A 14,300-nucleotide genomic window follows, 5' to 3' on the forward strand; every position below is an offset into this window, starting at 1 on the left:
CACTTGGATCGTTCGGATCGTTCGGACCGGAGGTGTTCCGGAATCCGAGGCCGGATGACCGCTCAGCCTTACGTACGGGGCGGTCGTTTGGGGAGGGCTGTCCGAACGGTGTCGTGCTCATGGCGCACTTCCGCCATACGCCATGGTGCGTATAGCGGGTGATAGCCGTATTCGTTCCGGCCGTTCGGCGGGCTTGCGCGGGCCCGTACCGTGTCTCCATGGGGAGAACGCGCGAGGTGCTGAGGGTCGCCGCGTACGCGGTGTGCGTCGAGGGGGAACGGGTGCTGCTGGCCCGCTGGGTGGCCCGGGACGGCACCCGCCGCTGGACCCTTCCCGGTGGCGGCATGGACCACGGGGAGGACCCCTACGACACGGTGGTCCGCGAGGTCGCCGAGGAGACCGGCTACGAGGTCGTCCCGAACGCCCTGCTCGGCGTCGACTCGCACCGGGTGCCCCGGGACCCCCGGCCGTTCGGCGGGCACGCCGACTTCCACGCGCTGCGCCTGATCTACGCCGCCGAGGTGACCGGGGGCGAACTCCGCCCCGAGACCGACGGCTCCACCGACCTCGCGGCCTGGTACCCGCTGACGGAGGTGGCCGCCCTGGAACGGCTGCCCCTGGTGGACCACGGGATCGGCCTGTGGCACCGCCGCCCGGCGGACGGCCGCTGAGCCCGGCACCGGGCCGTCGTTCGCCGTGGCCGTGGCCGTGGCCGTGGCCGTGGCCGTGGCCGTAGCCGTAGCCGTCGTCGCGACCGCGGTCGTTGCCGCCGCCGTGGGACGGACCGCTCCCGCCGGACCGGGGGCCGTGGGGCGCCCCCGGTCCCGATGGCCGGAAACGAGCGGGACGTGATCCGTCCCGGAACCGCGCGGGCGCCCGGAGGACTCCTTCCCGGGAGCCGGTCCCCGACCGGTACCGCGCTCACGAACGGGACCGTGACCGGGACCCGGCGAACCTTCTCCGGCCCGCGCCGGTTTACCGTGCATGAGCCACCCCCGTCCGGAGGACCCCGCCCCGGCCGCCGACCGCCTTCCGGCGTCCCGCCCGGCGGCCCTCCGGGAACCCCGTGACCCCGACCGCCCCGAGGAGCAGGCGTCCTTGACGACGACGACACCCCAGGCCCGCCGGACCCGGACGGCGCGCGGCCACCGGACGGCACTCGCGCCCGGACGGGCGACCAGTACCCGGTGGACGAGCGGCACCCCGTCGGGAACCGGCCTCCGACGGACGACCGGCCCCGGGTGGACGCGGGGCGCCGTCCGGACGGGACTCCTCGCGCTGGCCTCGGCGGCCCTCGCCGCCGCGCTCACCGTCCCCGCCGCCGCCCACCCGACGGGGGAGGGCGGGCACCCGACGGGGGACACCCTCTTCGGCCGGGACGGCGACCACGGCGGTCACCTCCCCACCACCCGGGCCATGACCGACCTGGTCGCGGCGGGCGTCCCCGGGGTGAGCGCCCAGGTCCGGGACCGCGCGGGCACCTGGCGGACCGCGACGGGCGTGGGCGACCTGCGCACCGGCCGTCCGCGCGGCGCCGACGACCGCTACCGCGTCGGCAGCGTCACCAAGACCTTCGTCGCCGCCTCCCTGCTCCTCCTGGAGGGCGACGGCCGCCTCGACCTCGACGACCCGGTCGAGCGCTGGCTGCCCGGACTCGTCCGGGGCGGCGGCTCCGACGGACGCCGGATCACCGTCCGCCAACTCCTCAACCACACCAGCGGGATTCCCGACTACATCCGTGACGAGGACTTCCGCCGGACCCGCTTCCACGATCCCGGATTCCGCTCCCACCGCTTCGTCAGCCTCTCCCCCCGCCGACTGGTCCGCACCGCCCTGGCGCACCCCGCCGCCTTCCGGCCCGGCACCTCCTGGGGCTACTCCAACACCAACTACGTGCTGGCCGGGCTGGTGATCGAGGCGGTCACCGGCCGCCCCTACGGCGAGACCGTCCGGGACCGGATCGTCCGCCCGCTCGGGCTGCGCGCCACCACCGTCCCCGGCACCGACCCCCGGCTGCCCGATCCGCACTCCCGCGCCTACGGCAGGCTCTCGCCCGATCCGCGCGCCGTCCGCGTCCACGACGTCACCCTCCTCGATCCCTCCATGGCCTACGCGGCGGGCGAGATGATCTCCTCCTCCGCCGATCTGACCCGCTTCCTCACCGCCCTGCTCCGTGGCGAGCTGCTGACCGGACGCCAACTCGCCGCGATGACCAGCACCGTCGAGACCGCCCCCGGTTCCGCCGTCCGCTACGGGCTCGGCGTGCTCTCCGTCCGGACCCGCTGCGGGGTCCGGCTGTGGGGCCACGGCGGCGACATCCCCGGCTCGGTCACCCAGCTGCTCGGCACCCGCGACGGCGGTCACGTCCTCGCGTACAACCTCAACGGCGACTGGGCGGGCACCGGCGCGATCGAACGCGCCGAGTTCTGCGGCGCCCCGGACGGCGACCCGGACAGTGCCCCGGGCGACGACCCGCGCGACCCCCACTGAGCCCACCGGACCGCGCCGACCGCCCGGCTCCGCCCCGCCCGGCCCCGCCCGGCCGGGCCGGGGCCGTCAGCGCGGCAGGACGACCAGCCGTGCGTCCGGCTCCCGCCCGGCGGCGGTCAGCAGCGCCGTGCGCACCACCGTGGCCTGCTGCTCGGCGCTCTCCCGCAACTTGCGCGGGGTGATGTGGACGACGGTCACGCCCAGCCCCTCCAACCGGTCCCGTTTGCGGGCGTACTCCGCCCACTCGGCCCGGGCCTCCGGGTCGTCGGCGCGCGTCCCCGGGCGCGGCGAGCGGGTGTCCAGCTCCACCGCGACGGCGTGCTCCGGCCAGTACGCGTCCACCGCGCCCAGCGGCGCGCCGTCACCGTCCGGCAGCCGCAGCTCGACGTTCCACACCGGCTCGGGCAGCCCGTGCGCGCTCACCATCCGGTAGAGCCGGTCCTCGGCCACCGCCCGGCCCTCCGCGAGCAGCGACTCGACCGCGTCCACCACATGCGGACGGCCCAGCAGCCGGGCCTGGTTCAACTCCCGCACCACGGCGGACGGTTCGCAGTGCCGCTCGCGCACGGCCTCGGTGAGCAGCACCCGTACCGAGGGGGTGTCCCCGAGCTGGGCCACCGCGTCGGCCAGCGCCCGGGGGACGGGCGCCACCGGCAGCCCCGTCACCCGCTGCGGCCGGGGCAGCACCGCGCCGCGCACCAACCGCACCTCGGGGGTGGAGCGCAGCCGCCGGGTGCGGGGGACCAGGACGTCGATCCGGTCCAGCGCGAGCAGCGAGGGCGCGGCGGCGAAGCCGTGCAGGGCGAGGGCCGCCATCCCGGTGATCATCGCGTCCCGGTACGGGGAGACCTCCTCGTCACCGGGCCAGCCCCCGTAGGGGTCCCCGGCACCGGTTCCGGGGGAGCCCCCGTACCCGCCGTACGCCCCGTAGCGGCCGGACTCCTGCCCGGGGGCGAGCGGTTGGACGGGGACGGTGCCCCGGGCGGCGGGCCGTCCCGCGAACAGCAGCGCGCCGTGCAGCCGTTCCTCGCTGGTGGGCGGTCCCTGGTGCAGCAGGTACACCCCGGGCAGGTACTGCTGCCAGGCCCCGCCCGGACGGCACCGCGCGCTGGTCTCGGCGGCGGACACGCCGTGCGCGCGGAGCTGGGGCAGACTCATGACGCGGGGCCGCGCGTCGCGGAGGTCGGGGAGGCGCTGCTCCGGACGGGCGGGGCCGGACCGACCGGAACGACCGAAGAGCGGGGCATTGTGGTTCATGTCCCGCAATCTGCCCACCTGGGGCGGGGTCGCTAACCTGTCATGCGGATTCATCGACATTCCAGGACAACTTCGCCCGAAAGAGTGGATGTTCACGGGGCGAAACCTCGATCCCCCGTGCGGTGGGCGGATGTTCAGCCCCGTACGTCCTGAGGGCGGGAGGCCCGGGAGGCCCGGGCGGCCGAAGTCCGGAAGCGCCGGAGGCGCGGGCGTCCGGCGCGTGCGGGTGTGCACGCGCCGGACGTCCCGCGCCTCCGAAGCCTTCACCGGCCGGGTTCACCAGCCGGGTTCACCGGCTGTTCTCAGCGGCGGGAGGCCGGTTCACCCGGCGGCGAGCCGGTCGCAGTCCTGGCCGCGCAGCGCCCGCGCGAGGTCGTCCCGGGCCTCGGCCACCAGCCGTCGCAGCGCGGGCGCCGCCTCCCGGTGCCCGTCGAGCCAGGCGTCCGCCGCGTCGAGGGTGGCCCGGTCGCCCTGGAGCGACGGGAACAGCCCCCGCACCACGTCCATCCCGATCTGGATGGACCGCTCGGCCCACAGCCGCTCGATGACGGCGAAGTACCGCTCCGCGTACGGCGCCAGCAGCTCCCGCTGGGAGGACTGGCCGAAGCCGGAGATCGTCGCCTCGACCAGCGCGTTGGAGAGCGCGTCCGACTCCACCACGTCCGCCCACGCGCGGGCCTTGACCTCGGCGAGCGGCCGGGCCGCCAGACAGCGCACCTGGTGGCGTCGGCCCGACGCGGTGTCGTCCCGGGCCAGTTCGGCCGCGATCACGTCCTCCCCGGCCACCCCGTGCGCGGCCAGCGGCTCCAGGAACGCCCAGCGCAGCTCTTGGTCCACCTCCAGCCCGTCGATCCGGGCGGTCCCGTCGAGCAGTCCGGTCAGCAGTCCCAGCTCGGTGTCGGCGGAGGCCGTCGCGGCGAGGAACCGCGCCCAGGTCAGCTGGTGCTGGCTGCCGGGCTCCGCGATCCGCAGCTCCCGCACGGCGCCCTCGGCGAGCAGCCGTCCGCCCTCCTCGCGCCACTCGGGCGCCGCGTAGTGGGTGAGCGCCGACAGGGTCCAGGCGTGCAGCATCTGGAGCACCCCGATGTCGGTCTCGCGCCCGGCGAACCGCAGCACCAGGTCCACGAAGTCGCGGGCGGGCACCAGCGCGTCCCGGGTGAGGTTCCACATCGCCGACCAGCACAGCGCCCGGGCCAGCGGATCGGTCAGCGAACCGAGCCGCTCCCGCAGGGTGACCAGCGAGTTCTCATCGAACCTGATCTTGCAGTAGGTGAGGTCGTCGTCGTTGACCAGCACCAGTTCCGGAGCGCGCTGACCGGCCAGCTCGCCCACCACCGTGCGCGGCCCGGCGACGTCCACCTCGGCGCGGGCGTAACGGACGAGGTCCCCACCGGCGTCCTCGCGCGCGTACAGGCCGACGGCGATCCGGTGGGGCCGCAGCGTCGGGTACTCCTCAGGGGCCTCCTGGAGGATCGCCAGCTCGGTGATCCGTCCGGCCGAGTCCAGCAGCACCTGCGGGGTCAGCGTGTTGACCCCGGCGGTCTGGAGCCACGCCCGCGACCAGGCGGTCATGTCCCGGCCGGAGGTCTCCTCCAGGACGGTCAGCAGGTCGCCCAGCTCGGTGTTGCCGTACGCGTGGCGCTTGAAGTACCGCCGGGCGCCCTCCAGGAAGGCGTCCTCCCCGGCGTAGGCGACGAGCTGCTTGAGGACGGAGGCGCCCTTGGCGTAGGTGATGCCGTCGAAGTTCAGCTTGGCGTCCTCCAGGTCACGGATGTCGGCCGTGACGGGGTGCGTGGAGGGCAGCTGGTCGGCGCGGTAGGCCCACGCCTTGCGGTTGTTGGCGAAGGTGATCCAGCCGTCGGTGAAACGGGTCGCCCCGACCATCGAGAAGGTGCCCATGAAGTCCGCGAAGGACTCCTTCAGCCACAGGTCGTCCCACCAGCGCATGGTGACCAGGTCGCCGAACCACATGTGCGCCATCTCGTGCAGGATGACGTTGGCCCGCCGCTCGTACGCGGCCCGGGTCACCCGGCCCCGGAAGATGTACTCCTCGCGGAACGTCACGCAGCCGGGGTTCTCCATCGCGCCGAGGTTGTACTCGGGGACGAACGCCTGGTCGTACTTGCCGAACGGGTACGGGTAGTCGAAGTGGTCGTGGAAGAAGTCCAGGCCCTGCTTGGTCACCAGGAAGACGTCGTCGGCGTCGAAGTGCGGGGCGAGGCCCTTGCGGCACATCGCGCCCAGCGGGATCTCCAGCTTGGTGCCGTCCGGCAGCACCCGGGTGTAGTGGTCGGTGACGTGGTGGTACGGCCCGGCCACGACCGCCGTGATGTAGGTGGAGATCGCCTTGGTCTCCGCGAACCGCCAGACCCCGTCGACCCGCTCCCCGACGCCGTTGCTCCACACCGTCCAGTCGTCCGGGGCGGTCACCTCGAAGCGGAAGGGCGCCTTCAGATCGGGCTGCTCGAAGTTGGCGAACACCCGGCGCGCGTCGGCGGGCTCGTACTGGGTGTACAGGTACACCTCGCCGTCCTCCGGGTCGACGAAGCGGTGCATGCCCTCGCCGGTGCGGCTGTACGCGCACTGGGCGTCGACCACCAGCTCGTTCTCGGCGGCCAGGTCCTCCAGCGTGATCCGGGAGCCGTCGAAGACCGCGCCCGGGTCGAGGTCCCGGCCGTTCAGCGAGACCGCGGTGACGCGCGGCGCCACCAGGTCGGCGAAGCTGGTGGCCCCCGGCTCGGCGCAGCGGAACCGGAGGGTGGTGACCGAGCGGAACGTCCGCGGACCGTCCCCGTCGGCGGCGCTGGCGTCCCCGGTCGCGGACCGCAGGTCGAGCGCGACCTCGTAGCCGTCGACGGACAGCAGCGCGGCCCGCTCGTGGGCCTCGTCGCGGGACAGGTTCTCACCGGGCACGGCGGCACTCCCTTGTGGCTGGCGGGACCCGGCGGCCCCGTGGCCCGGCGCCGGTCGCGGCGCGCGGGAGCGGTGGCCACGAGGTCCTTCGGTGTCGGATGTCGTGGTTTTTCGGGTGATCCGGTTAATCCGGGTAATTCAGCCTTCCGGATGTTCCGGAAACCGGTACACGGTATTCGGTACCCGGGAAGCGATCCTGTCATGGGCCCCCGTCCGCCCCGCGTCGGGCGCCCCGTCGGAGGCCGGGGGACGTGAGCGGGCCGCGGCCGGAGCCGACGCGCGGGAATGACCGCGCGGGCCTGTGACGTTCTTCACGGGGTGACGTCGCCGCCCTGGGCCGGGCGCCCCGGGCCGCCCGACAACTTACGGAGAGACATGTCTGTGACGCCGAAGACCCCCGTCGACTTCTGGTTCGATCCGGTGTGCCCGTGGGCGTGGATGACCTCCCGCTGGGTGCTGGAGGTCGAGAAGGTCAGGGACATCGAGGTCCGCTGGCACGTGATGAGCCTCGCCGTCCTCAACGAGGACAAGATGGACCAGGTGCCGGAGGAGTACCGGCAGGGGCTGCGCGACGCGTGGGGGCCGGTCCGGGTGGCCACCGCCGCCCGGCTGCTGCACGGGGAGGAGGTCCTCAGGGACCTCTACACCGCGCTGGGCACCCGCTTCCACAACCGGGGCGAGGGCGCCACCCGCGAGGCGCTCGCCGGGGCGGTCGCGGACGCGGGCCTGCCGGAGTCGCTGCTCCGGTACGCCGACTCCGACGAGTACGACGCCGAATTGCGGGCCTCCCACAAGGAGGGCATCGACAAGGTCGGCCAGGAGGTGGGCACCCCCGTCATCGCCGTCCCCGGCCCGGACGGCGAGCAGATAGCCTTCTTCGGCCCCGTGGTGACCCCGGCCCCCAAGGGCGAGGAGGCCGCCCGGCTGTGGGACGGCACCCTGCTGGTGGCGTCCATCCCGGGCTTCTACGAGATCAAGCGCACCCGCACCCGGGGGCCGGTCTTCGACTGACCGCGTAGCGACACCGGCGCCGGTCCCGCGTCCGGACACGGCGAAAGCCCCGCGAGTCCTGTCCTCGCGGGGCTTTCGCTTTGTGCTCCTGCCGGTGAGCGGTGAGAAGACGATCACGAGCAGGACCTTGGGAGTGCCCCCGGGTGCGGCCCTGACCCGGGTGCGGCACGACGGCCCGACGGCCGGGCGGGTCAGGGAGCGAGGATCAGGTTGTCCACGCGCTGCTTGGCGGCGGCGTAGCGCTTGGCCACGTCCTGCCAGTTGACGACCTGCCACATGGCCTCGATGAAGTCCACCTTCTGGTTCTTGTACTGCAGGTAGAAGGCGTGCTCCCAGGCGTCGAAGACCAGGATCGGCGTCGAGCCCTGACCCACGTTGCCCTGGTGGTCGTAGATCTGCTCGACGATCAGACGGCCGCTGACCGGCTCGTAGGCGAGGACGCCCCAGCCGGAGCCCTGGGTGGTCGCCGACGCCTTGGTCAGCTGGGCCTTGAAGTTGGCGTACGAGCCGAACGACTCGGCGATCGCGTCCGCCAGCTCGCCCACGCCGTCCTTGTCCAGCGGCTCGCCGCCGCCGTCACCGGTCATGTTGTGCCAGTAGATGGAGTGCAGGATGTGGCCGGACAGATGGAAGGCCAGGTTCTTCTGCAGCCCGTTGACCGAACCCCACTGGTCCTTGTCCCGCGCCTCCTCCAGCTGTTCCAGGGTGTCGTTGGCACCCTTCACATAGGCGGCGTGGTGCTTGTCGTGGTGCAGCTCGATGATCTCGGGGCTGATCACGGGTGCGAGTGCGGAGTAGTCGTACGGAAGTTCGGGAAGTGTGTAGACGGCCATCGCGGGTCCCCTCTGACCTCTTATTGCAAAGCACTTGCATCTGCACGCTACCAGCAGCTTCCCACCACCGCGTCGCGGCCCCCTCACGCCGCGCGGTGCCCACCGGCCGTCGACGACGGACCGTCAGGACGGGTCCGTCCGGGGGGTGGGCACGGGGGTGGGGACGGGGTGGGCGCGGGGTGGTGGAGCGGGCCGCCGGGCCGCGCGACGGCGCGAGCCCGGCCGGGTGACCCGGCCGGGCTCGTACGAAGGGGGGAGGGGGCGGCGGTCAGCCGTGCGCGGCGCTCCGGGCGCGGCGCCGCTGGCGGACGGCGCCCGCGCCGGCCAGCACCAGCACCAGGGCCCCGGTGGAGTACAACTGCGTCCGGGTCCCCGGCTCACGCGCCATCAGGACGAACATCCCGGCCATCATGGCGAGCGCGACCCAGGTCAGCACGGGGAAGGCCCACATCCGGACGGTGAGCCGCCGTCCGGGCTCCTCGCGTTCGGCGCGCCGCCGCAGGATCAGCTGGGACACCGCGATGAAGATCCACTCCACCAGGATCACCGCCCCGATCATGTTCAGCAGCCAGCCGAACACGTCGTCGGGGCGCCAGTAGCTCAGCAGCACGCAGCCGAAGCCGGACAGGGACGAGGCCAGTACGGCGGCCCGGGGCACCCCGTTCCGCGCCCGTCCCAGCGCCTTCGGCCCCTGCCCCCGCTCCACCAGGGAGTACGCGATCCGGGAGGCCCCGTAGACATTGGCGTTCATGGCCGACAGCAGGGCCACCAGCACCACCACGTTCATGATCTGACCGGCGCCCGGGATGCCCAGGGTGTCGAGGGTGGCCACATAGGGGCCACGGGCGACCACGTCCGGGTCGTTCCAGGGCACCAGGGTGACGATGACGGCCATCGACCCGACGTAGAAGAGCCCGATCCGCCACATCGCGGTCCGCACCGCCCGGCCGACCCCGCGCACCGGGTCCTCCGACTCGGCCGCCGCGATGGTCACGGTCTCCAGCCCCGCGTAGGCGAACACCGAGGCCAGCAGACCGACGATGAGCCCGTCGGCGCCGTTCGGCAGGAAGCCGCCTTCGCCGGTGAGATGGGCGGTGCCGGGGGCGTCGGTACCGGGCAGCAGCCCCGCGACGGCGAGCCCGCCGAGCACCAGGAACACCACGATCGCGCCGACCTTCAGCGCCGCGAACCAGAACTCGAACTCGCCGAAGTGACGCACCGCCGCCAGGTTGGAGAGGCAGAACGCCGTCATGAACAGCGCGACCCACATCCACTGGGGGGTGCCCGGCAGCCAGCCGGTGACGATCTTCGCCGCGCCGATCGCCTCCAGCCCCACGGCCGTGCACAGCAGCACCCAGAACGCCCAGCCGACGGTGAAGCCCGCCCAGGGCCCGATCGCGCGCTCCGCGTGCGCCGAGAACGACCCCGACGAGGGGTGCGCGGCCGACATCTCGCCCAGCATCCGCATCACGAGCATCACCAGCAGCCCGGAGACGGCGTAGGCGACGACCACGGAGGGGCCCGCGGCGGCGATGCCCGCGCCCGATCCCACGAAGAGTCCCGCGCCGATCACCCCGCCCAGGGCGATCATCGACAGATGGCGCTGCTTGAGTCCGTGGCCGAGCCCGTTCCCCGAGCTCTTCCCCGGGCCGGGGGCGGTGGCGGACTCCGGGTCCGCGCCGGTGGGCGCGGTGGCGTCTATGGGGGCCATGTGGGGGATTCCGTTACCTCGTGATGTGGGGGAAGCCATCAAGTGTGCCGTACAGGCATTTCCGGTCGTGCCGTACGGGCACCTTCTGCCCAAGAGGATCATGGACATGTCCATCAAGGTGTGGAGGTTCGGTGACCGGGTCGGAGGGGCCGGGGCTCGGTTTTGGTGAGACCCCACAGCGCTTTCGTGACCGGCATCACCTTGACCGGCTGATTCGCTCGACGGCTTTGTGTGGAACTCATCAAGACCGGGTGGTGCCCTTTGTCGGTCGCTGACCGTGAGCGGCCCGGGTCCGCTGGGATAGCGTCGCCGTGTCCCGAACCCTCCGCCCGCACCCCGGGGAGCCCCGTTGAGCACCGCAACCGTCACCGTCCGCCCCGGCGAGGTCCTCGCCGACCTCCTGCCCGCCTCCTCGGTGGTCCGCGCCCGCCTCCGGGACGTCGCCCTGGTCGTCGGCGGCGCCGCCCTCACCGGTGCCGCCGCGCAGCTGGTGGTGCCGGTGCCCGGTTCGCCCGTGCCCGTCACCGGTCAGACCTTCGCCGCCCTGCTCGTCGGCACCTCGCTCGGCGCGGGCCGCGGCTTCCTCTCGCTGGCGCTGTACGCCCTCGTCGGCATGGCGGGCGTGCCGTGGTTCGCGGGCGGCACCTCCGGAGCGGGCGGCGCGACCTTCGGCTACGTCCTCGGGATGCTCCTCGCCGCGACGGTCGTCGGCGCCCTCGCCCGGCGCGGCGGCGACCGCTCCGTGCTGCGCACCGCAGGCACCATGGTGATCGGCTCGGCCGTCATCTACGCCGTCGGCGTGCCCTACCTGGCCGCCAGCACCCCGCTGTCGCTGTCCGGCGCGGTGGCCGCGGGCATGACCCCGTTCCTCATCGGCGACGCCCTCAAGGCGGCCCTGGCGATGGGCGCGCTGCCCACCGCCTGGCGGCTCGTCAAGCGCTGACCCCGGCACCGCGCGGGACGCACCGTCCCGCGCACGCCGGTCCCCGTCCCGCACCCGGCACCGTCCCGGGCGCGCCGGACGGCGTCCCGCGCCGGGCGGGGCATCGCCCCGCGCCGACCCGCGTCGCGGACCGTCCCGGCCCCGCGCGTCCACCGGCCCCGGTTCCGTCCAGGAACCGGGGCCGGTGCCCGTCCCGTCCCCGTCCGGCCCCGCCCGTTCAGGTCCGTACCAATGCCCGGACCCATGGGCGTACGCCCCCTCCGGGGCATGCCACACTCGGACCCATGCGCGTGTACCTCGGCTCGGATCATGCCGGCTACGAACTCAAGAACCACCTCGTGGAGTGGCTCAAGGGCCACGGCCACGAGCCCGTCGACTGCGGGCCCCACATCTACGACGCCCAGGACGACTACCCGCCGTTCTGTCTGCGCGCCGCCGAGCGGACCGCCGCCGACCCGGGCTCCCTCGGCGTCGTCATCGGCGGCTCCGGCAACGGCGAGCAGATCGCCGCGAACAAGGTGAAGGGCGTCCGCGCCGCGCTGGCCTGGAGCGAGCAGACCGCCGCCCTGGGCCGCGAGCACAACGACGCCAACGTCGTCGCCGTCGGCGCCCGGATGCACACCACGGACGAGGCCGTGAAGTTCGTCGAGATCTTCCTGGCCACCCCGTTCTCCGGTGACGCGCGCCACCAGCGCCGCATCGACATGCTGTCGGCGTACGAGACCACCGGCGACCTCCCGCCGATCCCGGCGCACCACCCCCAGCAGCCGTAGCGGAGAGAGCCCCGAGCGCACCCCCGGCCGTACCGGTCGGGGGTGTCCCGTCGGCCCGTCGCCGTCCGTTCCGCCCGGATCGGAGCCGTAAGAGGCGCCCCAGCCGTCCCCACCCACCCCAGGAGTCACGCCCGTGCCGGAAGGGCACACGATCCACCGCCTCGCCCTCGACCACCGGGAGCGTTTCCTGGACCGCGAGGTCCGGGTCAGCAGCCCCCAGGGCCGGTTCGCGGCGAGCGCCGCCCTCCTGGACGGCCGTCCCCTGACCGCCGCCGAGGCCCACGGCAAGCACCTGTTCCTGGGCTTCGCGGGCGGCGACTGGGTCCACGTCCACCTGGGGCTCTTCGGTAAGCTCGACTTCACCGTGGCGCCCGTGCCGCCGCCCACCGACACCGTCCGGCTGCGGATCGCGACCCCCACCGACTGCGCCGACCTCCGGGGCCCCACCACCTGCGCCCTCATCACCGGGGACGAGAAGCGGGCCGTCCACGACCGGCTCGGCCCGGACCCGCTGCGCGCCGACGACCCCGCCCCGGCCTGGGCCCGCGTCTCGCGCAGCCGCAGCACCGTCGCCGCGCTGCTGATGGACCAGAAGGTCGTCGCGGGCGTCGGCAACGTCTACCGCGCCGAGGTCCTCTTCCGGCACGGCATCGACCCCTACCGCCCCGGCCGGGACCTCACCCGCGCCGAATGGGACGCGCTCTGGGCCGACCTCGTGGTGCTGATGCGGGCGGGCGTGCGCGCCAACCGCATCGACACCGTCCGCCCCGAGCACACCCCCGAGGCGATGGGCCGCCCGCCGCGCGTCGACGACCACGGCGGCGAGGTGTACGTGTACCGCAGGGACCGGCGGCCCTGTCTGATCTGCGGTGACGAGGTCCGCGCCGCCGGACTCGCCGCCCGCAACCTCTTCTGGTGCCCCACCTGCCAGCCGTCCACCACGGCGGCGACGGCGGCCGGAAGGGCCTGAACCCCGTCCACGGCGCTCCGAAGCCGCCCGACCGGCAGGGGGAGCCGTACGGACGGGCCCGAAGGCCGGAAGGTCAGAACCCGTGCGGCAGCCAGGGCGCCACATCGGACCCGAAGGCCGTGGCCGTCCCCGCCAGCGCCCCCGGCCGGGACTCCTCCACCAGCCCGGCCGCGCCCAGCGCCGCCAGGCTCACCCCGCCCAGATAGGCGGCCCCCAGCTCCCGCACCGACAGCCGCAGCTCGGCGGCGTCCCCGGTGCGCTCGCAGGACGCGCCCTTGTGGTCGCCCGACAGCCGCCAGCGCCCGGTGTTCCAGGGACAGAAGTCGTCCGTCACGTCGAACACCACGTCCACCGGCGCCCGGTAGGTCCGCGCCGCCAGCGCCGCGCCCACGTCCACCAGCCGCACGTGCAGCGCGTCCCGCGTGGTCGGCTGGCAGCGCCGGACGTCGGACACCAGGTACTGCCACGCGTCGTCCACCGGGGAGTTGCGGACGTGGAGCGTCGAGGTCAGGTCGATCTCGAACAGGAACCGCCACAACGCCGCGTAGGCCGCCGGTTCCACCGCCTCCAGGTCCCGCAGCGTCACCGTGCCGTCCGGCCCCTGAACGCTCCACTCCGGCTTGGTGTGGAAGCGCGCGTACCCGACCGGCTCGCCGTCCCGTTCGGCGACCACGCACTGCAACGGGGACCCGCCGCCCCGCTCCGACTCCGGGTCCAGCAGCGGCTTCCGCTCCCAGTGCGGACCCCGCGCCAGCATCCCCGGCCGCTCGGGCACCCGTCGCGCGTACAGCGCCTCGCAGGCGTCGGCGACCTCCGCCGGGTCCGCGAACCGCAGCACCGGGGCGTCGGGGCCCGGCGGGACCGTAAGCCGCACCCGGGCGGTGTCGATCGTCGCGGCCAACTGGTACGTCCCCACGCCGTACCCGAAGCGGCCGTAGATCGCGGGCTCGGACGCGGTCAGCACCGCGAGCGGTTCACCGAGGGCCCGGACGTCGTCCAACTGCCGTCGCATCAGTGAGGTCAGCACCCCGCGCCGCCGGTGCGTGGCGGCCACGCTGACCATGGTGACGCCCGCCGTGGGCACCGGGGAGCCGCCCGGCACGGTCATCCGGAAGCTGAACGCCCCCGCCGTCCCGACGCAGCGCTCGCCCTCCCACACCGCGAGGGAACGTTCCGTCTCGATGAGGTCCCGCCACAGCGCGAGCTCCTCGGGAGCCTGTGGCACGCCCCCGAACGCCCGCTCCAGTGTGGCGTACCACACATCCCAGTCGTCCGGTAGCAGCACCCGTGGCCCTGTCGTCATGTAGACATGACTATCAGGGCGAAGCAGGATGAGCGAACCGATTTCCGCTCGTCCCGCCGGGCCCGCGCGGAGGGCGGAACCGGCCGTGCGACGGCC

The 14,300-nt window shown here is 73.8% G+C and carries 11 protein-coding genes; 6 read left to right on the forward strand and 5 right to left on the reverse strand.

The window, feature by feature from the left end:
- The first annotated feature begins 218 nt into the window (after positions 1–218).
- Together ACVWNX_RS23620 and ACVWNX_RS23625 are read left to right on the forward strand one after the other, a co-directional pair.
- Entirely contained in the window at positions 219–671 is a 453-nt protein-coding gene (locus tag ACVWNX_RS23620; protein ID WP_454409700.1) for an NUDIX hydrolase, read from the forward strand.
- A gap of 427 nt (positions 672–1,098) precedes the next feature.
- Complete coding sequence (locus ACVWNX_RS23625) at positions 1,099–2,490, forward strand: serine hydrolase domain-containing protein (protein WP_454409702.1); 1,392 nt, start codon at positions 1,099–1,101, stop codon at positions 2,488–2,490.
- 66 nt (positions 2,491–2,556) lie between these two features.
- On the opposite strand, the gene ACVWNX_RS23630 is transcribed toward ACVWNX_RS23625, so the two are convergent.
- Both ACVWNX_RS23630 and pepN read right to left on the reverse strand, forming a co-directional pair.
- Positions 2,557–3,747 (reverse strand): hypothetical protein, encoded by a 1,191-nt coding sequence (locus ACVWNX_RS23630; RefSeq protein WP_454409704.1) that lies wholly within the window; start codon positions 3,745–3,747, stop codon positions 2,557–2,559.
- A 321-nt stretch (positions 3,748–4,068) separates the two neighbouring features.
- Entirely contained in the window at positions 4,069–6,660 is a 2,592-nt protein-coding gene (gene pepN, locus ACVWNX_RS23635; RefSeq protein WP_454409706.1) for an aminopeptidase N, read from the reverse strand.
- 375 nt (positions 6,661–7,035) lie between these two features.
- Between pepN and ACVWNX_RS23640 the strand changes: the two genes are divergently transcribed.
- Entirely contained in the window at positions 7,036–7,671 is a 636-nt protein-coding gene (locus ACVWNX_RS23640) for a DsbA family oxidoreductase (protein WP_454409707.1), read from the forward strand.
- Between the two features lie 191 nt (positions 7,672–7,862).
- On the opposite strand, the gene ACVWNX_RS23645 is transcribed toward ACVWNX_RS23640, so the two are convergent.
- Both ACVWNX_RS23645 and ACVWNX_RS23650 read right to left on the reverse strand, forming a co-directional pair.
- Entirely contained in the window at positions 7,863–8,504 is a 642-nt protein-coding gene (locus tag ACVWNX_RS23645) for a superoxide dismutase (RefSeq protein ID WP_454409708.1), read from the reverse strand.
- A 268-nt stretch (positions 8,505–8,772) separates the two neighbouring features.
- Positions 8,773–10,215, reverse strand: a complete 1,443-nt coding sequence (locus ACVWNX_RS23650; protein WP_454409710.1) for an amino acid permease — start codon at positions 10,213–10,215, stop codon at positions 8,773–8,775.
- 349 nt (positions 10,216–10,564) lie between these two features.
- Between ACVWNX_RS23650 and ACVWNX_RS23655 the strand changes: the two genes are divergently transcribed.
- From ACVWNX_RS23655 to ACVWNX_RS23665, 3 genes are all read left to right on the forward strand, one after another.
- Positions 10,565–11,158: a biotin transporter BioY gene (locus tag ACVWNX_RS23655; protein ID WP_454409712.1), complete on the forward strand. Its 594-nt coding sequence runs from the start codon at positions 10,565–10,567 to the stop codon at positions 11,156–11,158.
- A gap of 284 nt (positions 11,159–11,442) precedes the next feature.
- Positions 11,443–11,931, forward strand: coding sequence for a ribose-5-phosphate isomerase (locus tag ACVWNX_RS23660; protein WP_454409713.1), 489 nt, complete (start codon positions 11,443–11,445; stop codon positions 11,929–11,931).
- Positions 11,932–12,064: 133 nt separating this feature from the next.
- Positions 12,065–12,901, forward strand: a complete 837-nt coding sequence (locus ACVWNX_RS23665) for an Fpg/Nei family DNA glycosylase (protein ID WP_454409715.1) — start codon at positions 12,065–12,067, stop codon at positions 12,899–12,901.
- Positions 12,902–12,974: 73 nt separating this feature from the next.
- Here the strand turns inward: ACVWNX_RS23665 and ACVWNX_RS23670 are convergent, their stop codons facing one another.
- Positions 12,975–14,204, reverse strand: a complete 1,230-nt coding sequence (locus ACVWNX_RS23670) for a GNAT family N-acetyltransferase (RefSeq protein ID WP_454409717.1) — start codon at positions 14,202–14,204, stop codon at positions 12,975–12,977.
- Between the last annotated feature and the right edge of the window lie 96 nt (positions 14,205–14,300).

The sequence above is a fragment of the Streptomyces sp. JNUCC 64 genome, assembly GCF_054484115.1.